The sequence below is a fragment of the Streptomyces sp. NBC_00328 genome, from assembly GCF_036139655.1.
GTDB lineage: Bacteria > Actinomycetota > Actinomycetes > Streptomycetales > Streptomycetaceae > Streptomyces.
Genome location: NZ_CP108013.1, coordinates 1,408,364 through 1,429,162, shown reverse-complemented (window position 1 = coordinate 1,429,162; position 20,799 = coordinate 1,408,364). Strand labels below are relative to the sequence as shown.

Below are 20,799 nucleotides of genomic sequence, written 5' to 3'. Positions count from 1 at the left end.
CGAGATGGCCAAAGGCGGTACGCCGTCCCGTGAGCGGATCGTGGCCGGTGCCGCGGACATGATCAGTCGGCGCGGCCTGAGTGCGACGAGCATCCGGGAGATGGCCAAGCACGCCGAGGCGCCGCTCGGCTCGACGTACCACTACTTCCCCGAGGGCAAGCAGCAACTGGCCGCCGAGGCGGTCCGCTTCACGGGCGAGTGGGTCGCGCGGAGGCTGCGCAAGGAGCTGGAACCCGGGCCGGCGGCGGGGCTGCGGGCGTTTCTGGACCTGTGGCGGAGGATCGTCGTCGAGAGCGACTTCCATGCCGGCTGCCCCGTTCTGGCCGTAGCCATCGAGGAGCCCCCGGCCGACGAGGTGCCGCCCGCCCTGGTGGCCGCCGCTGAGGTGTTCGAGCAGTGGGAGAGTTTGCTGGCCGCATCGCTGCGGGAGCACGGCGCCGGGGCCGAGCAGGCTGCGCAGCTCGCCACGCTCATCGTCGCCGCCGTCGAGGGGACGGTGGCGATGTGCCGCGCCAAGCGCAGCACTCAGCCCCTCGATCAGGCCGCCGAACAGCTTCAGACCCTCATCGCCACCGCAACCAGGGACTGAGCCGAGCCGGGCCCGGCCGACCGGTCTTTCGCCGGGTCGGCCCTCGCTACCAGGAAGGCGGGCGGGAGGAACGAAGGAGTGGGGGACTTTGACAACGCCGTGATTTCACGGCGTGACGTCGTCCAGGAGCCAGGAGCCAGGAGCCAGGAGCCAGGAGACGATGGAGACGACGCGGCGCGGGTCAGCAGACAGCGGTGGTGCTGTCCACGCGGAGGGGAGCATTCGTGCGGGCAGTGATGTCCTCGATCGTGACGCCGGGGGCGGTTTCGACGAGGGCGAGGCCGTCTGGGGTGATGTCGAGGACACCGAGGTCGGTGATGACGCGGTGCACGCACTGTTCTCCTGTGAGCGGGAGGGTGCATTCTTTGAGGATCTTGGGGCTGTCGTCCTTGGCGGTGTGTTCCATGAGGACGATGACCCGGCGGGCGCCGTGGACGAGGTCCATGGCTCCGCCCATGCCCTTGACCATCTTGCCGGGGATCATCCAGTTGGCGAGGTCGCCCCGCGCCGAGATCTGCATGGCACCCAGCACGGCTGTGTCGATGTGGCCGCCTCGGATCATGCCGAAGGAGAGGGCGGAGTCGAAGAAGCTTGCGCCGGGCAGGACGGTGACGGTCTCCTTGCCCGCGTTGATGAGGTCGGGATCGACCTCCGTTTCCGTGGGGTAGGGGCCCGTACCGAGGATGCCGTTCTCGGAGTGCAGGACAACATGCACGCCGGCCGGCAGGTGACCGGGGATCAGCGTCGGCAGGCCGATGCCCAGGTTGACGTAGGAGCCGTCGGTGAGTTCGGCGGCGGCGCGGGCGGCCATCTGGTCGCGGGTCCAGGCCATCAGGAACGTACCGTCCTCTTCTCGATCTTCTTGTCGGCGGCTTCCTCGGCAGTGAGCGCCACGATCCGCTGGATGTAGATGCCGGGCAGGTGGATTTCGTCGGGGCGCAGCTCGCCCGGCTCGGTGAGTTCCTCGACCTCGGCGATCGTGATGCGGCCGGCCATTGCGGCCAGAGGGTTGAAGTTGGCTGAGGCTTTCCGGAAGACGAGGTTGCCGTGGCGGTCGCCGCGCCAGGCCCGTACGAGGGCGAAGTCTGTGATGATGCCGTGTTCCAGGACGTGTGTGCGGCCCCCGAAGTCGCGGGTCTCCTTGGGCGGGGAGGCCACGGCGACCGAGCCATCGGGCCCATACCGCCAGGGCAGTCCGCCCTGGGCGACCTGCGTACCGACACCTGCTGGGGTGTAGAAGGCCGGAATACCGGCGCCGCCGGCCCGCAGGCGCTCGGCCAGAGTGCCCTGGGGCACCAGTTCGACCTCGAGTTCTCCGGACAGGTATTGCCGGGCGAACTCTTTGTTCTCACCCACATAGGAACCGGTGACTCGGCTGATGCGGCTCGCGGCGAGGAGAACGCCGAGGCCGCGGTCGTCGACGCCGCAGTTGTTGGAGATGACCTTCAGACCGCTCGTGCCGTGCGCGTGCAGGGCGCGGATGAGGGCTTCGGGTACGCCACTGAGTCCGAAGCCGCCGACGGCCAGCGAGGCGCCGTCGGGTATGTCAGCGACCGCTTCAGTGGCGCTCGCTCGGACCTTGTTCATGCTGAGGGAGTCCTTTCAGGGCTCGAGCCGGGCAGGACGGCGGATCAGCCGCCGTCGAGGACGAGGTTGGCTCCCGTGATGTGGGCGGCTTCGTCAGAGGCGAGGAAGACGGCGGCGTCGACGACGTCGTCGGGGCGTCCAGCGCGGCCGAGCGGGATACGGCGGGCGATGGCGCGCATCGGGTGGTCTTCGCAGAGGAGAGTGGTCCGGGAACCGGCAGTGCCGATTGCGCCAGGGCTGACACAGTTCGCGCGGATACCGTACGGGGCGCCCTCAGCGGCGAGTTGGCGGGTCAGTGCGATGACGGCGTCCCGGGAGGCGGAGTGCGCGGTTGTCCGGTTGGTGAGCGAGCCGGTGAGTCCTGCGGTGGAGCCGATGGTGAGAATGCAGCCGCGGCTGCGCTGCAGGTGCGGCCAGGCGGATCGGACGGTCAGCCATACCGGGTCCAGCTCGGCCCGCATGGTGAAGGCGAAGTCTTTGCAGGGCCGGCTGTTGACCGGTCCGAAGCGATCGGCTCCGGCGTAGATGATGTCGATGCCGCCGAAGGCGTCCACGGCTTCGTGGACCCAGGAGGAGACGGACTGCTCGTCGGTGACGTTCAGGTGGCCGGGGGTCAGGGCGGTCCCGCCTTCGCGGGCGATGAGCTGCTGTGTCTCGAGTGCCTGCTCGTACAGCAGGTCGCCTCCCACGACGAGCGCGCCCTCGGCCGCGAAACGCAGTGCTGCGGCCCGGCCCTGACCGCTGGCGGTCCCGGAGATCAAGGCCACCTTGCCGTCGAGTCGCCTCACGCGCCGGCCTCCCCAAGGAGGGCGTCCGACACGGACTTCACGCCGCCGTGCGCGGTCAGGCCGCCGTCGACGGCGATCTCCGCGCCGGTGATGAAGGAGGATTCGTTCGACAGGAGGAAGACGACCAGCGGGGCCACCTCGGCTGCGGTGCCCGTGCGCCCGAGCGGGGTCTCGCGGATGTTGGCTTCGCGGAAGGCCGGTGCGGCGGAGGCGGTCATCTCGGTCTCGATGTAGCCGGGGTGGATCGTGTTGACGCGGATGCCGCGTGGGCCGAGTTCCGTGGCCGCGGTCTTCGACAGGCCGCGTAGGGCCCATTTGCTGGTCGTGTAGGCGACCGGGTAATGAGCGGTGAGGGCCGCCGAGGATCCGACGTTCACGATGGATGCGCCGGGCGGCATGAGCGGGGCGAGGTACTGGATGCCGAGCAGCGGGCCGGTCACGTTGACCGCGTGGACCCGTGCCAGGCCGTCTGGGCGCGCGTCACCGATGCGGGCGCGCCAGGTGATGCCGGCGTTGTTCACCAGGCCGTGGACCTGCCCGTACGCCTCCTTGAGCTCGGCGGCCAGATCCGCCCAGTCCTTCTCACTGGTGACATCGAGGCGACGACAGCCCGCGGCGGATGCGACGTCGGTGGCGATGACGCGGGCTCCCTCCCGCACCAGTGCCTCGGCCTCGGCGGCCCCCTGGCCCCGGGCCGCTCCGGTGACCACGACGACCTTGCCGAGCAGCCTTTTGGGGTGCAGGTCGCTCACGGCCTCTCCCGGGAGCGGCGCCGGCCGAAGGGAAGGGCGATGAGTTCAGGGCCGGGGGCGACGGTGTTGGACACGGTGCCGATGCCCTCGACCGTGAGCGTGACGGTGTCGCCGGGCTTGAGCGGCGGCGGGGTCTGTTCTCCGCGTACGCCCCACAGTTCGGCGAGGCAGCCGCCGTTTCCGCAGGTGCCGGAGCCGAGTACGTCGCCCGGGACGACCCGGGTGCCGCGGGAGGCGTACGCGACCATTTCCTCGAACGTCCAGCTCATGTTGGACAGCAGGTCCCTGCCGACGACCTCGCCGTTGACTTCAGCAGTGAGGGCCAGCCTCAGGAAGCCGTCGTCGTCCCGATGCCGCTCGAGCTCGTCGGCGGTGACCAGGTACGGGCCGAGGGTGGTGGCGGTGTCCTTTCCCTTGCACGGGCCGAGACCCACCTTCATCTCGGCGGACTGAAGGTCCCGTGCGGACCAGTCGTTGAAGACCGTGTAGCCGATGATGTGCTCGCGTGCCTGGTCGGGAGTGAGGTCGCGGCCTTCGCGGCCGATGACCGCGGCAACCTCCAGCTCGAAGTCCAGGACGGCGGAGCCCGGCGGCATCGGAATGTCGTCGCCGGACGCGTAGATCGCGTGCGGGTTGGTGAAGTAGAAGGTGGGCGCGGTGTACCACTGTTCGGGCACGCCGCCTGTTCCCTCCACCGAGCGGCGTACGCCCTCGACATGCTCCTCGAACGTGACGAAGTCCCGCACGGAGGCGGGCTGAAGCGGTGGCAGCAGGCGTACCTGGGAGACGTGTGGGCCGGCCGGGACGTCGAGGGTGGCGGCACCGAGATCGAGGAGTGCGGGGAGACCGTCCCCGGCGCTGATGACCTCGGTCAACGAGCGGAGGCCGGGCACGGGATACAGCACGCCATCGGCGTCGACCACGGCAACGCGGGGTTGATGCTGGTGTTCGTAGGCGGCGAAGCGCATGAGCAGCTCCTGGCTGGGACTGAGCCCGAGGCGCGGCGCCGTGTGTCAGGGCAGGTGACAGGCTGCCGCGCCCCGGGAGTTCGGAGAGGGATCAGACCGGCGGGGCGACGAAGCAGCCGCGGTCGGGGTCGTTGAAGGACTCCTTGGCGACGAGCTCGTTCATCGGGTTGGCGGTGCCCCACTGGTCGGTGACCTCGGGCTGGGAGAAGTCGTAGACGTGTGGATGCCAGGTGTCCTCGTCCAGGCATTCCAGCTCGGTCGTGTACTCGACGGTGTTGCCGTGCGGGTCGAGGAAGTACGTGAAGGTGTTGTCGCCGGCCATGTGGCGGCCGGGGCCCCAGATCTTCTTGAATCCGGCGCGGATCACCCGGCCGGAGCCGCGCATGTACTCGTCGATGCCACGCATCTCGAACGAGACGTGGTGCAGGGAGGCGTGCGGTCCCTTCGCCAGTGCCATCGAGTGGTGCTGGTTGGAGATCCGCATGAAGTGCATGACCTCGCCCATGTGCGGCGAGCTCAGGGTGTCGGAGAGCCGGAAGCCGAGGTGCTGCTCGTACCACTCCTTCGTCCGGTCCAGATCCGGGGAGTTGAGCACGACGTGGGACAGCTTGACCGGGATCGACTCCTTCTCCTCGATCTTGCGGTGCTGCCGTACCGCCACGTCGGCAGAGACCTCGATGGTCCGGCCGTCCACGTCGAAGAAGCGGAAGCCGTAACCCCCGCCGGGTGTGTCCACCTTGCCCGGGTGCGTGATCAACCGCACGCCACCGGAGAGGAGTTGTTCGGCGAGAGTATCCACGTCAGCCGGCGAAGCGGCACCGTAGGAGACGAGGTCGAGGCGCTTCTCCTCGGCCTTGCGCAGCCTGATGACGTACTGCTCGGGGGAGCCCTCGGCGGCGAGGAAGGAGATCCCGGAGTCCTCGGCGACCTTGGTCAGACCCCAGACACCCGCGTAGAAGTCGAGCTGCTTGTCGTAGTCGGGCACGGCCAGGTCGACGTGCCGCAGATGGGTGAGCAGTCGTGCGCTCATGAGGGTTCCTCCTCAGGACAGGGTCAGGTTGAGCAGGGCGGAGGCGGTACCGCCCCGGATGGCCTCGAAGTCGGCCTCGGAGACACGTGCGGCGCGCAGAGCGCCCACAGGGTCCTTCGTGCCCATGTCGAAGGGGAAGTCGGAGCCGAGCAGGACACGGTCGGGCCCGGCGACCCGGATCAGCTCCCGCAGGACGGACGGGTCGTGGACGAGCGAGTCGAAGTACAGGCGCTTCAGATAGCTGCTGGGCGGATGAGCGCAGCCGGCAGCCGCGTCGGTGCGGGCGGACCAGGCGTGGTCGGAGCGGCCGATGTGAGTCGGCAGGTAGCCACCGCCGTGGGCGGCGATCACCTTCAGCCCCGGGTGACGGTCGAGCACTCCCGAGAAGATCAGGTGCGACAGTGCCACGGCGTTCTCCGTGGGCTGGCCCACGGTGTTGGACAGGTACCACTGGTCCAGGCGCTCGTCCAGCGTGCATCCGAAGGGGTGCAGGAAGATGACGGCGCCGGTCTCCTCCGCTCGCGACCAGAACGGCTCGTAGGCCGGGTCGGACAGTTCCAGGCCCGGAGCGTGGCTCGAGATCTCCACCCCGGCCAGGCCCTGCTCCAGCGCGTGATCGAGCGCCCCCACTGTGTGGTCCGGGTGCTGGAGCGGTACCAACCCGAGGCCGCGCAGCCTGTGCGGAGCGGCTGAACAGTGCCTGGCTGTTGCCTCGTTGGCCAGCCGGTACAGCTTCTCGGCTGTCTCCTCGTCCGTCCAGTAGTGGTAGTGCGAGGGTGAGGGGCTGACGAGCTGGACGTCCACGCCCTGTGCGTCCATCGCGGCCAGCCGTGCGGCCGGGTCGGTGAGCTGCGGAATGCGCTCGCGCACCATGAGGCCGCTGACCGCGAGGGCCGCGGGGCCGTTGCGCCGGGCATCCAGCGCTCTCGCCATCGCCAGTCCGGGCAGGCCGTCGACGAGGGACTCGACTTCGGGCAGCAACACGTGAGCGTGGACGTCGACGGTCGGTGAGGTCACGGCAGCTCCCTGAGCATCATCATCGTGCGGCCCATCAGACCGGGTACGTCCGCGTCGCGCACGCCGTCGAGCTGCCACTGCCCGATCTGCACGGACGCCTCGACCACCGGACGGACGCGGGTGATACGCCGGTCGTAGTACGCCTGGAAGAGCGCGTCGTCCCAGACCTCGGTGCTGGTCAGCAGACGCGAGAGCACCCACGCGTCTTCCAACGACAGGGCGGCGCCCTGCGCGAGAGTGGGCGGACAGCAGTGGGCGGCGTCACCGACCAGGACCACGCGGCCCCGGTGCCAGGAGCCCTCGACCAGCATCCGGTCGAACCAGGTGTAGTTGACCTTCGCCGGATCGGTGATGTGCTCGGTGATCTCCGGCCAGCATCCTCCGTAGGCGGCGGCGAGGCCGCGCATCTCGTCGGCGTAGGACTCCGGCGGGATCGACGCCCGGTCGCGATTGGCCTCGACCACGTAGGCGTAGATCGTGGTGTCGCTCGTCGGACAGTAACCGGCGATGTAGGCCGGACCGCCGTAGGCGAGATCCGTGCGGGTGACGCCGGCCGGCCGGGGGACGGCGACGCGCCAGATGGCCATGCCGGTGGGTTCCGGCTTGGCGGTGATCCCGATGGCCGCGCGGGTGGTGGAACCCAGTCCGTCGGCGGCGATCACCAGGTCGTAGCGGCCCTCGCTGCCGTCGGTGAAGCGCGCGTTCACCCCTGTGCCGTCCTGCTCCAACTGCTCGACCCGGGTGCCGAGGCGCACCGATGCGCCGCTGGCACGGACGGCGTCGATCAGGATGCGCTGCAGCCGGGGGCGCTGCATGCCGACGGTGGCGGGCAGGTCGTCGCCGCCGGTTCGAATGTCGCGTGCGACATGCAGGACCGTTCCCTCGGGAGCGGTGATGCCGACGGATCCGAAACCGAAACCGGACGCACTGACCTCCTCCCACACGCCCAGTTCGCGCAGCACACGCAAGGCGTTGCCCTGCAGGGTGATGCCTGAACCGGCGGTGGCGTTCCAGTCGTCCCTCGCCTCGATCAGGTCAACGGTCAGACCGGCCCGGCGCAGCAGAATGGTCATGGCGTTTCCGGCAGCGCCACCACCGATCACCAGGACCGTGCGGGCTGTGCTCATGGAGGACTCCCTTGCTGAGCGCGTCACTTGATCGCGATCGGGTTGACGGGGGAACCGACAGCGCCGGTGATGCGCAGGGGCGCGGCGGCGAGCAGGAACTCGTACACCCCGTCTGCCGCGCAGTCCTCGGCCAGGGCTTCCAGGTCCCACATCTCACCGATGAGGAGGCCGATATTGGGTATCGCGACCTGGTGCAGGGGCTGGAAGGCGTTCTCGAACTCGTTGGGACGGACCTCGAAGCCCCAGGTGTCCGTGGCGATCGCCGCGATCTCGGTGCCGTGGAGCCAGCCGGCCGTGGTGAAGGAAAGCCCTGGCGCGGGTCCGCCGGCGTAGTCGCCCCACCCGTCTCGGCGTACGCGGGTCAGTTGACCGGTGCGTATCAGCACGATGTCACCGCGTCCCACGCTCACGCCGTGAGCTTCCGCGGTGGCGGCCAGGTGCTCCTCGGTGATGGCGAATCCGTCGGGCAGCTCGCCGGCGGTGCCCACGACCCGTCCCACGTCCAGGAGTACGCCGCGTCCGGCGACATGGGGAGCCATGTGCTCGATGCCGGTGACCAGGTCACCGTCGGAGGTGACGACCTTCTCGGCCGCACGACCGTTCCATGCCTTGCCGTGATCGAAGATGTGCCCGAGCCCGTCCCATTGCGTGGAGCACTGGAGCGGCATGGCGATCACGTCGTCGGCGCCGCCGATGCCGTGCGGGAAGCCCTGGTGGCCGAGCGCGGCGTCGGTGCCGGTGTCCAGCATGGTGTGCACCGGGTTGGTGCGCCGCCGCCAGCCCTTCTGCGGGCCGTTCATGTCGAAGGACTGCGACAGGGAGAAGCTGGCCCCGCGCCGGACGAGACCGGCACCTTCGCGGCGCTTCCCCTCGTCCAGGAAGTTCAGTGTGCCGAGCCGGTCGTCCTCGCCCCAGCGGCCCCAGTTGGAGTACGTCTTGGCCGCCAGCGCGATCGCGCCTTCCGGATCACGGGGATCGACGGCCGTCATGCCTTCGCCTCCGCCACACATCGGGTGCTCTGGACGCCGAGCCCGGTGACCGAGCCCTCCATCACATCGCCGTCACGCAGGAGGCGGCCCCAGTGCATGCCGTTGCCGGCCGGGCTGCCCGTGAGTACAAGATCACCCGGGAGGAGATGCGCCGTCTGCGAGGCGTACGACACCATCCGCGCGACCTTGAAGATCATGTCCTTGGTGGACTCGTCCTGCATGGTTTCGCCGTTGAGCTTCAGCGTCACACGCAGGTCGTCAGGGTCGGCGATGGACTCGGCGGGCACGATCCACGGGCCGAGCGGCGTGAAGCCGGGCGCGTTCTTGCTGCGCAGCCAGTCGGTGCCGATCTGCGGCATGTCCCTGCGGAAGACGGTCGACCGGTCGGTCAGATCGTTGGCGATCGTGTAGCCCGCGATGTGCGCGGATGCCTCCGCGACGGACACCTGGTACGCGGGGCGGCCGATCACGACCGCCAGTTCCAGTTCCCAGTCCGGCTTCTCGGCCCAGGCGGGCAGCACGACGTCGTCGTAGGGACCCGTGATCGCACTGGGCAGGCCGATGAACACATACGGCAGGTCCTCGGTAGCCCGCCGGTCCATGATCTCGGCCGCTTCCGTTCGCCGTTCGGCCTCGGACCGGTCATCGCCGGGGGCACGGTGGGCGACGTGCAGGTCGATCACGTGCTGCCGGTAGTTCGCACCCGACTGGAAGACCTGGCGCGGTTCGACCGGGGCATGGACGTGATAGTCCGTGATCGGCGTGCGGCTGACGCCGGTGTCGGCGGCCAGGGCACGCAGCTGTGGCAGGGCCTTGTCCCAGCGATCCAGCAGGCTCAGCACGGTCAGCTGTTCGTCACCCAGTGCGGCCCGAAGGTCGAGAGCGTTGCCGTCCGGCATGACGAGAGCGGGGAAGCGGGGCCCGTCGGGGGCCGAGAGAGTCGCGAGGGCGAAAGGTCCGGCGAAGAGTGCGGACGCGGATTCAGGTTTCACGGACATGTCCTCCTGATTGCGGTGGGACTAATCTGGACCCCGCACCACTGATCAGGGAAATCGATTCTGTGGATGACCTGCATCCATGTCATGGATTGCTCCGGGTCGGCATCGCTCTGTAGAGGGACTTTCATGAACCTGGCCCGCTTGGATCTCAACCTCGTCGTCGCTCTGCGTGCCCTGCTGGAGGAGCGCAACGTCACCCGTGCCGGGCAGCGTGTCGGCCTCAGCCAGCCGGCGATGAGCGCTGCCCTCTCCCGGCTGCGCCGGCACTTCGACGACGACCTGCTCGCCCGCGTCGGCGGCCACTACGAGCTGACCGCGCTGGGGCAGGTCCTTCTGGACCGGACCTCGACCGCCTATGACGTGCTGGAACGCCTCTTCGCCAGCCAGGCCTACTTCGACCCGGCCAAGGAGAACCGGGAATTCAAGCTGATGGCGTCCGACTACGCCGTGGCGATCTTCGGCACCGAGCTGGCTCGCGTGATCCATGAGGAAGCTCCCGGGATTCGGCTGCGCTTCTCCCAGACCCCGACGACCGTGGTGGACGACACCGCCACCCTGCTGAGCGCCAGCGACGGTCTGTTCATGCCGCACGGCGTCATCAGCGACTTCCCCGCCACCGACCTCTATGACGACCGCTGGGTCTTTCTCGTCGCGCAGGACCACCCGAGCGTCGACGACCGGCTCACCCGCCAGGACCTTGCCCGGCTTCCCTGGGTGACGTACCAGCGAACGTACGACGCCCCAGCGGTACGCCAGCTCGGCATGCTGGGGATCGAACCGCGGGTCGAAGTCTCCGTCGACAGCTTCCAGTCGCTGCCGCTGCTGGTCGCGGGAACCCGGCGCATCGCGCTGGTTCAGGCGCGTATGGCCCAGTTGATGGAACCCATCGCCGCCGTCAAGGTGGTGGAGCCGCCCTATGAAGCCGTACCGCTGAGAGAGGCACTGTGGTGGCACCCGGTGCACACGCATGACGCGGCACACATTTGGCTGCGTGAGACCGCCGCGCGCGTCGGAGCCCGTCTAGGCCCCCGGGGCTGAGCGGCGAGCCGGCTGTAGCGGCCACGGGGCGGGAAGTCGTTGAAGCCCGACGCAGCCCATGAAATCACTATCCACACGATGGATCGAAGGCATCGGCAACTTGGATGACGTGAGGGGTGGGCAGGCCGAGACCCGGAACGCATAGTCGTGGGACACCACCGCGCCCGTGAGCCGACTGCGGGGGCCGCCTGCACAGCCGATTCGGCCCGGTCCGCTACACGGCGCTCCTCCCTTCCTCACGTCCCACGGAGTGCCGCCATGCCCGCTTCCGCCGCCCTGCCCGCCCACGAACATACGGGGGACCCGGCCGTCTGGGGCAGGCTGCCCGCCGTGCTGCTGATGGCCGGCAGCTGCCTGCCGATCCTGGGAGCTGTCCTCATCGCTCCGGTCCTGCCACGCATGCAGGACGAATTCCAGCACGTCCCGGGCAGCGCCGCTCTCGTCCCGCTCGTGCTCACCGTCCCGGCACTCTCCCTGGCCGTGCTCGCCCCGTTCGCCGGTGTTCTCGTCGACCGGCTCGGCCGCAAGCGCCTGCTGGTCGTAGCCACCGTGCTGTACGCGCTGTTCGGCACCGCCCCACTGTGGCTGGGCTCGCTCGTGGGCATCCTGCTCAGCCGTGTCCTGGTGGGCGTCGCCGAAGCGGCCATCATGACGTGCTGCACCACGCTGATCGGCGACTACTACAGCGGACGGACCCGTGACCGGTACCTCGCCCTGCAGACCATGTGCGCATCGGCGTCCGCCACACTCTTCTTCGTCCTTGGCGGGGCCCTCGGCTCGATCGGCTGGAGGGCGCCCTTCTGGCTGTACGCCGTCGGCCTGCTGCTCGCTCCGGCCATGGCCAGGGTGCTGCCCACTCCGAATCCGACGGCTGAGCCGGCAACAGCCGGCCAACACCCCTTCCCGCTGCGGCGCATGGCGGGGATCTGTCTGCTGACCGTCTTCGGCGCGATGGTCTTCTACACCGTGCCCGTGGAGATGGCGTATCTCATGGACGACCTGGGCGTGCGGTCTACCGGAGTGGTGGGTGCGGTCACGGCGCTGGCCAGCGCGGCCACCGTCCTGGGCTCTGTACTCTTCACCAGGCTCACCGATCGGCCACGCCGCCGAATGCCGGCCCTCTTCCTCCTGTGCGCCGTGGGCTTTCTGCTGATGGGGGCGACGGACCACGTCGCCCTTGTCATCGTCGGCGCCGTCGTCAACTGCGTCGGTACGGGGCTGCTTCTTCCCTCCCTGCTGACGCTGGCGCTGTCCCGGCTCGATTTCGCCGACCGCGGGCGTGGCACCGGGCTGTGGACGGCGGCCTTCTTCCTGGGTGAATTCGCCTGCCCGCTCGCCCTGCTGGCCGCCAAGGGCATGCTGGGCACGCTGGCCTCGGCCGTCGTGCTGCTCGGCCTGCTCACGATGCTGGTCTCGGCCGCGCTGCTTCCCCTGACCCGCCGATCACCGAAGACGCTGCCCCAGCATGTTCCCGAAAGCATCTGACTCACTTGGGTCACCGCGCCGGCGTCCGCATGGTCGACCGGCGCACGACCAGTTCCGGCTGCAGCACCACGTGGGTGTGTTCGTGCGTGGCGGCTTCGGCCGTGTCTTCGAGGAGCAGTCGGCCTGCCTCGCGGCCCAATGTGAGAGCGGGGCGTCGTACCGAAGTGAGCGGAACGACGGCGGACGCGGCGAATTCGATGTCGTCGTATCCCACCACTCCGATGTCTTCCGGCACCCGCAGGCCGGCCTCGTACAGCGCCTGCATCACGCCGAGTGCAAGCAGGTCGTTGGCGCAGAAGACGGCGGTGGGGCGCTTTCTGAGGCCGAGGATCCTGTGCCCGGCGTCCCTGCCGGCGCCCACGGTGAGCGCCGGGCACGGCAGGTCCCGAAGCGACTCCGCCGGAAGTCCGGCCAGGTTGACCGCGATGGCCGCTCCCCGGCGCCGGTCCCGAACCTGCTGGAGACAGTCGGGTCCGCTGACGTAGCCGATCGACCGGTGTCCCTGCTGGATCAGGTGGCGCACGGCGGCCTGTCCTCCCGCGACGTCGTCGATGCCGACCGAACAGGCCCCCGGCTGAGGGGCGTTCTGGTCCGCGATGACGAACGGCACCCCGTTGCGGCGGAAGCCCGCCACCCTGCGCCCCGTGCCGTCTCCGGAGGCCAGGACGGCGCCGCGGACCTGGTGCGAGGTGATCAGCGAAAGGTGGCGGGCCTCGTCGGCCGGTCCTCGGCCGGCCGTGCACACCATGACCCCGAGGTCGGCCTCGAGCGCGGCCTGTTCCACGCCGGCGGCCAGCGCGGTGAAGAAGGGATTGGCCAGGTCGAGGACCAAGACGGCCACGAGCCGGGAAGCGAAGCCGCGCAACTGGCGCGCGCCGTCCGAACGTACGTATCCCAGGGCGTCGATGACGTCCAGGACCCGCTGCCGGGTCGGCGCGGCGACGATGTCGGGGCGGTTGAGGACGTTGGACACCGTGCCGAGCGAGACGCCGGCTTCCCGCGCGACGTCCTTGATGCCCACTCTGCGCCGGGCTCTGGCTTCCCGGGCGGCTGCTGTGTGGTGGCGCGGTGGCTCGCGCCGGACCACGGGCACGGTGGGCATCGTCCGTTCCACGGTCTACCGGCCTCCTGGTGTTGCCGTGCTCTTCCGCACGACCAGGCGTGGGGTCATGGTGGTGCGGATCGCCCGGTCGCGGCGGCCTTCGACTCTCTCGATGAGAAGGCGTGCGGCTGTCGAGCCCATGGTGTGTCCGGCCTGGTCGACGCTGGTCAGCTGGACCGGGGCCAGGGCCGCGAGGGCCGTGTTGTTGTAGCCGACGAGGGAGAGATCGTCGGGGATGCGCAGGCCGAGTTCGTGGGCGGCGCGGTAGATGCCCAGGGCCGCGACATCAGCGCCGGTCATGATGGCCGTGGGTGCGCGTTCCGCGGTCAACAAGGTCATACCGGCTTTGAAACCACCATCGTCGGAGTACGCGCCATGGTGCACCTGGGCGTGGTCAGCGAGGCCGTGCCGTTGCATGGCCTCCATGTAGCCGGAGGCGAGCACGATCTCGGGTGTTCTCTTCCACCGGCCCGTCTTGGCTCCAGGCGCCGAGACAAGGGCGATGTCGCGGTGGCCGAGGGAGACCAGGTGGTCCACCACCAGGCCGGCGCCGACATCGTCGGCGTCGACGACCGAATCATGGCTGTCCGCGGCGTCGTCGTGGCCGATCACGACCGTGGGCGTCGACGCAGCGGTGGCGAGGACCTCCGGGCGGGGCGTGCTCGGCGCGATGAGGACCAGGCCGTCCATCTGGCGGTCCACCATGGAACGGATGGTGCGGGCCTGGTCCTGCGCGTCGAACCCGGCCGCTCCGATCAGCACGGTGTAATCGGAGCTGCGCAGCTCGTCCCGGATGCCGTCCAGGATGTCGGCGAAGAAGGCGTTGCGGACGTTGTCCAGCAGGACGCCGATGGTGTAGGTCCGCCCGCGCATGCCACGGGCGGCGGCGTGCGGGCGGTAGTCGAGTGCGGTGATCGCGGCCTGCACCTTCTCGTGCATGGCAGGGCTCACCCCGTAGGCGTTGTTGAGCACCTTGGACACGGCCGCAATGGACACGCCTGCGTGCCGGGCGACATCGGTGATCGTCACGCGCTTGTTCTGCCTGGGTTCTGCAGCGCCGTCCATCGCCCGCACTCCGGTTCTCGTGGTCGTTGGTGTAACGGTTTACAGGATGTCACACGCCCAGCGTCAAGTCTCTGGTTGAAATCCCTGGTGTTACAGCTCCGTGTCTTGACGGAGTAGGGCGACGGGTGCAGGGTGTTGCCCACTCGACATGGAGAACGTTTTACGAACTCCAGCGTGGCGCGGCCGCCTGTCGCTCTCGGCGCCGTCCTTCCGCCTTCCGCCTCACATCTCGCTTCTTCTCCAACCCCTGGGAGTCACCCGTGTCCCTTCGCACGTTCCGCGCTCGGCGCACACGTCTGGGTCTGTTCACGGCCGGCGCGGCCTCAATGGCCCTGCTCGCCACCGCCTGCGGCGGCAGCGGGAGCGGTACCGCGGCGGCGCCGAAGAACTTCAGCTACCTCAGCGTCACCGAGAACACCACCGTCAAGACGGCCCTGACCAGCCTCTCCGAGGGCTCGTGCAAGTCCGCGAACGACGCGCTGCCCCTGAAGGTGGAGACCGTTCCCCAGGCGAGCCTCGACCAGAAGCTGCAACTGCTCGCCGGGCAGGGCGCCCTGCCGGTGCAGTTCGCCGCGGGCAACGCCCCCGCGCTCACCCAGAAGCTCGCCAAGTCGGGGAAGATCGCCGACCTGGAAGCCAAGCTGAAGGAGCTGGGAGTCGACGACCAGCTGGAGCCGGCCGCCGTGTCGACGATCAAGGCACTGTACGGCGGCAAGCTGGAGGTACTGCCGTACGAGTACAACATCGAGGGAGTCTTCTACAACAAGAAGATCTTCGAGGCCAACGGCCTGAAGGTCCCCGCCACCTGGGACCAGCTGGTCGCTTCAGCCGCCAAGCTCCAGGCCAAGGACATCCAGCCCTTCTCCGCCTCCGGTCAGCAGGGCTGGCCGCTCACCCGCCTCCTCAGCGGCTACCTCTACCGCAGCCTCGGCCCGGACGCACTCAAGGACGTCGCCGACGGCAAGGCGAAGCTGACCGACCCGCAGTACGTCAAGGCCGCCACCGAGATCGCCGCCCTCGGCAAGAAGGGCTACTTCGGCAAGGGCGTCGGCTCCATCGACTACGACACCGCCATGAACCAGTTCCTCACCGGCAAGGCCGCCATGCTCTACATGGGCAGCTGGGCACTGGCGAACATCTCGGACGCCAAGCAGGACAAGATCGGCGCGGACAACGTCGGCTTCATGCCCTTCCCGGCCGTCTCCGGCGGCAAGGGCTCCATCGACCAGTACCCGTCCAACGTCGGCCTCGGCATCACCCTGGGCGCCAAGTCCTTCGACAAGAACACCGGCGCCTGGGTCTCCTGCATCGCCAAGAACTACGGCAGCAAGGCGCTCAAGGACCACGGCTCGATCTCCGGTTTCAAGGTCAACACCCCGGTCACCGACGCCAACGAGGTCACCACCCAGGTGCGCGACACCATCAGTGCCTCCAAGCAGAACGTCCTGTGGTTCGAGGCCCTGTTCGGCACCAAGGCCACCACGATCAGCCAGACCAACGCCGCGGGCCTGGTCAGCGGAAGCATGAGCCCCGAGCAGTTCATGCAGACCGTCCAGGACGCGCTGTCCGCTCAGTGAGCCGACCGGGGCGGCGTGCCTGACGCCGCACGCGCCTTCCGCGCGCCGCCCCGGCGCCTGCTCGGCACAACTCCTCATCGTCATCGAAGTGGATACCACTCATGCACCGCGTACTCGGTGACCGCAGGGCCATCGCGATCCTGCTCGGTCCCGCACTCGTCGTCTATTCCCTGATCATGCTCGTCCCGATGGTGTGGTCGCTCGGCTACTCCTTCACCAAGGGCAACTCCATCGACGGCTTCACCGGCAACGGCGTCGCCAACTTCTCCCGCCTTCTCGATGATCCGGCCGTCCGCCACGCCCTGTGGTTCACCCTCAAGTACGCCGTCGTCGTCACCGCCGGCCAGGTGGTCGCGGGCTACCTCCTGGCCCTGCTCTACGTCTTCTTCCTCAAGCGCGCCTCCGCGCTCGTGCGAACCCTCGTGTTCTTCCCCGTAGTACTGCCCACGGTCGCCGTCGGCCTGCTCTTCCAGAAGTTCTTCCAGGTCGCCCCGCAGACCGGCCCCGTCAACTCACTGCTGAACGCGGTGGGCATCGACTCCATCGACTTCTTCGGCAGCTCTTCGAGCGCCTTCTGGGTCCTCGTCGTCATGGACATCTGGCGCTCCATGGGCTTCTACGCCGTCCTGCTCTTCGCCGGTCTCGTCGACATCCCGGAGGAAGTCCTGGAGTCCGCGCGTCTCGACGGAGCGACAGGCCTGCGACTGGTGCGCCACATCGTGCTGCCGCTGTCCCTGCCCGTGCTCATGTCCTCTCTGATCTTCAGTATCAACGGCACGCTGAAGGCCTTCGACTCCATCGTCGCGCTCACCAACGGCGGCCCGGGCAACGACACCACACCACTGACCCTGTACATGTTCCAGACGTCGTTCACCTACGGCGACTACGGCTACGGCAGCACCATCGCCGTGCTGCTCACCGTGGTGTGCCTGCTGGTGAGCCTGGTCGTCTTCCGCGTCTCACGGCGCGACCTCACGGAAGGCTGACAACCATGGCCATCGACACCCCTGTGAAGGCCACCGCCCATCAGGCGAGCCGCGGACCGTCCGCCGCTTCCGGACGGTCCCGTTCCCGGCGGCGCGTCCGGGTCGGCAAGGTGTGGGTGAAGATCGTCGTCACCCTGCTGCTGGTCGTCGAGATCTACCCGCTCGTCTGGATGTTCCTGACCTCACTGAAGTCCAACAGCGACTACCTCAACCACTCGACCTGGAGCCTGCCCACCACGTGGGAGTGGGGCAACTACACCGAAGCGTGGACCACCGGCCACATCGGCCTGTACGTCCGCAACAGCCTGCTCGCCGTCGTCCCGGCGCTTGCCCTGATCCTGCTGCTGGGAGCGGCAGCCGGTTTCGCGCTCCAGGTCATGGTGTGGAAGGGCCGCAACCTGACCTTGCTGGTCTTTCTGGCCGGCATGATGGTGCCGCCGCAGATGATCCTGCTTCCCCTGTTCACGGTGTACTTCCAGACCGGTCTGTCCGGCACGCTGTGGCCGCTGATCCTCACCTACACCGGCACAGGCCTGCCGCTGACCGTCTTCATGATGGCCACCTACTACAAGTCCGTCCCCCGTGAACTCTTCGAGGCCGCCACGATCGACGGCGCCGGGATCCTGCGCTCCTTCTGGACCATCAGCGTCCCGATGGTCCGCAACGCGCTCCTGACGGTCGGCCTGGTCGAGTTCTTCTTCATCTGGAACGACCTGCTGATCGCCCTCACCTTCACCAACAGCCAGGACCTGCGCACCGTCCAGGTCGGCCTGCTCAACTTCACCGGCGACTTCGGCGCCACCCAGTACGGCCCCCTGTTCGCCGCCATCTGCCTCAACGTCTTCGGCACCCTCCTGATCTACCTCTTCCTCAACCAGAAGGTCATGAAGGGCCTCACTTCCGGAGCGCTCAAGGGCTGAACCTCCGAAGCCCAACCGCTCCCGCACGTGAAGAAAGGTTCCCCTTGTCGACCTCCCAACCCGCCCCGGTCTCCTTCGAACACCTCCCGGACGGCCTCGGTATCGGTACGGCCATCCCACGGCTGACCTGGAAGCTTCCCCCCGGCACCGGCAGCCAGCAGGCCTACGAGGTCCGGCTCGAACGTTCCGGCCGTGAGCACAGCACCGGCCGGATCGAAGGAAGCGACCAGCTACTGGTGCCCTGGCCCGGTGAACCGCTGGCCTCACGCGAGAGCGTGACCGTCCGAGTCCGGGTCTGGACAGCCGGAGCCGCAGCTCCTTCCGCATGGAGCGAGCCCAGCGTGGTGGAAGCCGGGCTGCTCGACCCGGCGGACTGGAGTGCGATACCGGTCGGCGGCGGATGGACCGAGGATCCGGCCGCCGAACGCCAACCGGCCCGGGTACGCAAAGACTTCGACCTGGATCGCCCGATCACCCGAGCCCGCCTCTACGTCACCGCTCACGGCCTGTACGAGGTGGAGATCAACGGACTCCGGGTGGGCAGCGAGATCCTCGCCCCGGGCTGGACGGTCTACCCCCACCGCCTGCGCTACCGCACCCATGACGTCACCGCCCACCTCGCCACAGGCACCAACGTCATCGGTGCCTGGCTCGGCGACGGCTGGTACCGCGGCAAGTACGGATTCGACGGCGGCACCCGCAACATCTACGGCACCGACCAAGCCCTCATCGCCCAGCTGGAAGTGACCTACGACGACGGCACCACCGCGGTCATCGCCACGGACGCCACCTGGACGGCGGCCACGGGGCCCATCGCCGGCAGTGGCCTCTACGAAGGCGAGCACTTCGACGCCCGACTCGACGACCCCTATTGGGCGACCCGCACGCCTGAGCAGCACACAGAATGGACCCCCGTTCGGCTCGGCACCCGGAACCCGCGCACACTCGTCGCCCCCCAGGGCCCGCCCGTGCGCTGCACCCAGGAGATGGCCCCTGTCGCCATCACGCGAACGGCCGACGGCCGTCACCTCCTCGACTTCGGCCAGAACCTCGTCGGCCGGCTCCGCCTCACCGCAGACGGCCCCGCCGGCACCACCATCACCGTCCGACACGCCGAAGTGCTCCAGGACGGAGAACTGGCCACCCAACCCCTGCGCGAGGCGTACTCCACCGACACCCTGATTCTTTCCGGACGTGGTCCGTACACGTGGGAGCCCCGGTTCACCCTGCACGGCTTCCGCTACGCCGAAATCAGCGGCTGGCCAGGAGAGTTGACGCAGGAGTCGGTGACGGCCCGTGTCTATCACACAGACATGCGACGTACGGGCTGGTTCGAGTGCAGCGACCCGCTGATCAACCGGCTCCACGAAAATGTCGTATGGAGCATGCGCGGCAACTTCGTCGACATCCCCACCGACTGTCCCCAGCGCGACGAACGCCTCGGCTGGACGGGCGACCTTCAGGTCTTCGCCCCGACCGCGAGCTTCCTCTACGACTGCGCCGGCATGCTGGACTCCTGGCTCACCGACGTCGGGCTCGAGCAGCTTCCCGACGGCACCATCCCCTGGTACGTGCCCGTCATCCCCGGCAAACCGATGTGGACGCCGATCCAGCCCGGTGCCGCCTGGGGAGACGTCGCCACGCTCACCCCCTGGACCCTGTACCGGCGCTTCGGCGACCTGCAGATCCTGCGCCGCAACTACGCCATGGCCAAGGCGTGGGTGGACCTCGTCGAACGGCTCGCCGGCCCCGATCGCCTCTGGGACACCGGATTCCAGCTGGGTGACTGGCTCGACCCCGCCGCCCCGCCGGATGACCCGGCTGCCGGCTGCACCGACCGCTACCTGGTGGCCACGGGCTACTTCGCGTATTCCGCCCGTCACCTGTCCCTGGCCGCGGCCGAACTGGGCATGGAACAGGACGCCGCGCGGTACGCCGCACTGGCCGCAGAGGTGGCGGCCGCCTTCCGCCACCGGTACGTACTGCCCGTCGGCCGCATGACCAGCGACAGCCCCACCGCCTACGCACTCGGTATCGCCTTCGACCTCCTCACCGAGCCGCAACGACGCGCAGCCGGCGACCGGCTGGCCGAATTGGTCCTCGCCGACGAAGCCCGTATCGCCACAGGATTCGTCGGGACTCCGGTGATCTGTGACGCCCTCACCGACACCGGCCACCTGGACGTCGCCTACCGCCTGCTGACCCAGACCGAATGTCCTTCCTGGCTCTATCCGGTCACGCAAGGGGCAACCACCATCTGGGAGCGGTGGGACAGCCTTCGCCCCGACGGCACCCTCAATCCCGGCGGTATGACCTCCTTCAACCACTACGCTCTCGGAGCCGTCGCCGACTGGCTGCACCGCGTCGTCGGAGGCATGGCCGAGTCCATGCCCGGCTATCGGCAGCTTGTCTTCCAGCCCCGGCCCGGCGGCGGCATCACCTGGGCACGGACACGCCACGAAACGCCCTACGGCGCAGCCGAGTCGTCGTGGGAGACAACCGCCGACGGCCGGATGCGCATCCATGTCGTCGTGCCCGACGGCTGCTCCGGCGTCGTGCGGCTCCCAGGGTGTCCGCCGGTCCATGTGGAGCCGGGGGAGCATGAGCTCGACTCCTGGGAACTCCTGGAGAAATCAGCCTGAGAAACATTCACCGATTCCAAACAGTCCGGCGCTGATCACGGCGCCGGACTGTTTGTTTTCGGCATCCTCAGCGGCTTTGCCATTCGGCCTGTCGATGACGCCTATCGATACGGTTTATAGTCAGTCGCGCTGCCTGCTG

19 protein-coding genes are annotated in these 20,799 nt (G+C 68.6%); 7 read left to right on the top strand and 12 right to left on the bottom strand.

The genetic code is table 11. The annotated features are described in order from the left end of the window. Positions 1–4 precede the first annotated feature (4 nt). The gene (locus tag OG485_RS06005; RefSeq protein WP_328664958.1) at positions 5–589 is read left to right on the top strand and encodes a TetR/AcrR family transcriptional regulator; all 585 of its coding nucleotides are present in this window, start codon (positions 5–7) and stop codon (positions 587–589) included. Positions 590–770: 181 nt separating this feature from the next. Here the strand turns inward: OG485_RS06005 and OG485_RS06000 are convergent, their stop codons facing one another. From OG485_RS06000 to OG485_RS05955, 10 genes are all read right to left on the bottom strand, one after another. Then, positions 771–1,421, bottom strand: coding sequence for a CoA transferase subunit B (locus OG485_RS06000; protein WP_328664957.1), 651 nt, complete (start codon positions 1,419–1,421; stop codon positions 771–773). Next, a complete protein-coding gene (locus tag OG485_RS05995) occupies positions 1,421–2,176 on the bottom strand; it encodes a CoA transferase subunit A (protein ID WP_328664956.1) in 756 nt (251 codons plus the stop codon). The genes OG485_RS06000 and OG485_RS05995 overlap by 1 nt, the downstream gene beginning before the upstream one ends. A gap of 44 nt (positions 2,177–2,220) precedes the next feature. Beyond that, positions 2,221–2,964: an SDR family NAD(P)-dependent oxidoreductase gene (locus OG485_RS05990; protein WP_328664955.1), complete on the bottom strand. Its 744-nt coding sequence runs from the start codon at positions 2,962–2,964 to the stop codon at positions 2,221–2,223. After that, the gene (locus OG485_RS05985) at positions 2,961–3,716 is read right to left on the bottom strand and encodes an SDR family NAD(P)-dependent oxidoreductase (protein WP_328664954.1); all 756 of its coding nucleotides are present in this window, start codon (positions 3,714–3,716) and stop codon (positions 2,961–2,963) included. Before OG485_RS05985 ends, OG485_RS05990 begins: the two co-directional genes overlap by 4 nt. Beyond that, on the bottom strand, positions 3,713–4,684 hold the full coding sequence (locus tag OG485_RS05980) for a fumarylacetoacetate hydrolase family protein (protein ID WP_328664953.1): 972 nt from the start codon (positions 4,682–4,684) through the stop codon (positions 3,713–3,715). The genes OG485_RS05985 and OG485_RS05980 overlap by 4 nt, the downstream gene beginning before the upstream one ends. A gap of 91 nt (positions 4,685–4,775) precedes the next feature. Then, positions 4,776–5,714, bottom strand: coding sequence for a VOC family protein (locus OG485_RS05975; protein ID WP_328664952.1), 939 nt, complete (start codon positions 5,712–5,714; stop codon positions 4,776–4,778). A gap of 12 nt (positions 5,715–5,726) precedes the next feature. Further along, entirely contained in the window at positions 5,727–6,731 is a 1,005-nt protein-coding gene (locus OG485_RS05970; RefSeq protein WP_328664951.1) for an amidohydrolase family protein, read from the bottom strand. Then, entirely contained in the window at positions 6,728–7,858 is a 1,131-nt protein-coding gene (locus tag OG485_RS05965) for an FAD-dependent oxidoreductase (protein WP_328664950.1), read from the bottom strand. Before OG485_RS05965 ends, OG485_RS05970 begins: the two co-directional genes overlap by 4 nt. Positions 7,859–7,881: 23 nt before the next feature. Beyond that, positions 7,882–8,847: a cyclase family protein gene (locus OG485_RS05960; protein ID WP_326789530.1), complete on the bottom strand. Its 966-nt coding sequence runs from the start codon at positions 8,845–8,847 to the stop codon at positions 7,882–7,884. Continuing rightward, positions 8,844–9,845 (bottom strand): fumarylacetoacetate hydrolase family protein, encoded by a 1,002-nt coding sequence (locus OG485_RS05955; protein WP_328664949.1) that lies wholly within the window; start codon positions 9,843–9,845, stop codon positions 8,844–8,846. Before OG485_RS05955 ends, OG485_RS05960 begins: the two co-directional genes overlap by 4 nt. A 126-nt stretch (positions 9,846–9,971) precedes the next feature. Here OG485_RS05955 and OG485_RS05950 point away from each other — a divergent pair, with 126 nt between their 5' ends. Together OG485_RS05950 and OG485_RS05945 are read left to right on the top strand one after the other, a co-directional pair. Beyond that, positions 9,972–10,883, top strand: coding sequence for a LysR family transcriptional regulator (locus tag OG485_RS05950; protein WP_328664948.1), 912 nt, complete (start codon positions 9,972–9,974; stop codon positions 10,881–10,883). A gap of 258 nt (positions 10,884–11,141) precedes the next feature. Further along, entirely contained in the window at positions 11,142–12,368 is a 1,227-nt protein-coding gene (locus tag OG485_RS05945) for an MFS transporter (RefSeq protein ID WP_443048658.1), read from the top strand. Between the two features lie 10 nt (positions 12,369–12,378). On the opposite strand, the gene OG485_RS05940 is transcribed toward OG485_RS05945, so the two are convergent. Together OG485_RS05940 and OG485_RS05935 are read right to left on the bottom strand one after the other, a co-directional pair. Beyond that, complete coding sequence (locus OG485_RS05940; protein WP_328455761.1) at positions 12,379–13,470, bottom strand: LacI family DNA-binding transcriptional regulator; 1,092 nt, start codon at positions 13,468–13,470, stop codon at positions 12,379–12,381. A gap of 15 nt (positions 13,471–13,485) precedes the next feature. Continuing rightward, complete coding sequence (locus OG485_RS05935) at positions 13,486–14,499, bottom strand: LacI family DNA-binding transcriptional regulator (RefSeq protein ID WP_326789534.1); 1,014 nt, start codon at positions 14,497–14,499, stop codon at positions 13,486–13,488. A 296-nt stretch (positions 14,500–14,795) separates the two neighbouring features. Between OG485_RS05935 and OG485_RS05930 the strand changes: the two genes are divergently transcribed. From OG485_RS05930 to OG485_RS05915, 4 genes are all read left to right on the top strand, one after another. Next, a complete protein-coding gene (locus tag OG485_RS05930) occupies positions 14,796–16,112 on the top strand; it encodes an ABC transporter substrate-binding protein (RefSeq protein WP_328664947.1) in 1,317 nt (438 codons plus the stop codon). Positions 16,113–16,213: 101 nt separating this feature from the next. Then, positions 16,214–17,098 carry a carbohydrate ABC transporter permease gene (locus OG485_RS05925; RefSeq protein WP_266755484.1) on the top strand — a complete coding sequence of 295 codons (885 nt, stop codon included), beginning with the start codon at positions 16,214–16,216 and terminating at the stop codon, positions 17,096–17,098. 5 nt (positions 17,099–17,103) lie between these two features. Continuing rightward, positions 17,104–18,018 (top strand): carbohydrate ABC transporter permease, encoded by a 915-nt coding sequence (locus OG485_RS05920; RefSeq protein WP_328664946.1) that lies wholly within the window; start codon positions 17,104–17,106, stop codon positions 18,016–18,018. A 44-nt stretch (positions 18,019–18,062) separates the two neighbouring features. After that, the gene (locus OG485_RS05915; RefSeq protein WP_328664945.1) at positions 18,063–20,660 is read left to right on the top strand and encodes a family 78 glycoside hydrolase catalytic domain; all 2,598 of its coding nucleotides are present in this window, start codon (positions 18,063–18,065) and stop codon (positions 20,658–20,660) included. Positions 20,661–20,799: the final 139 nt, after the last annotated feature.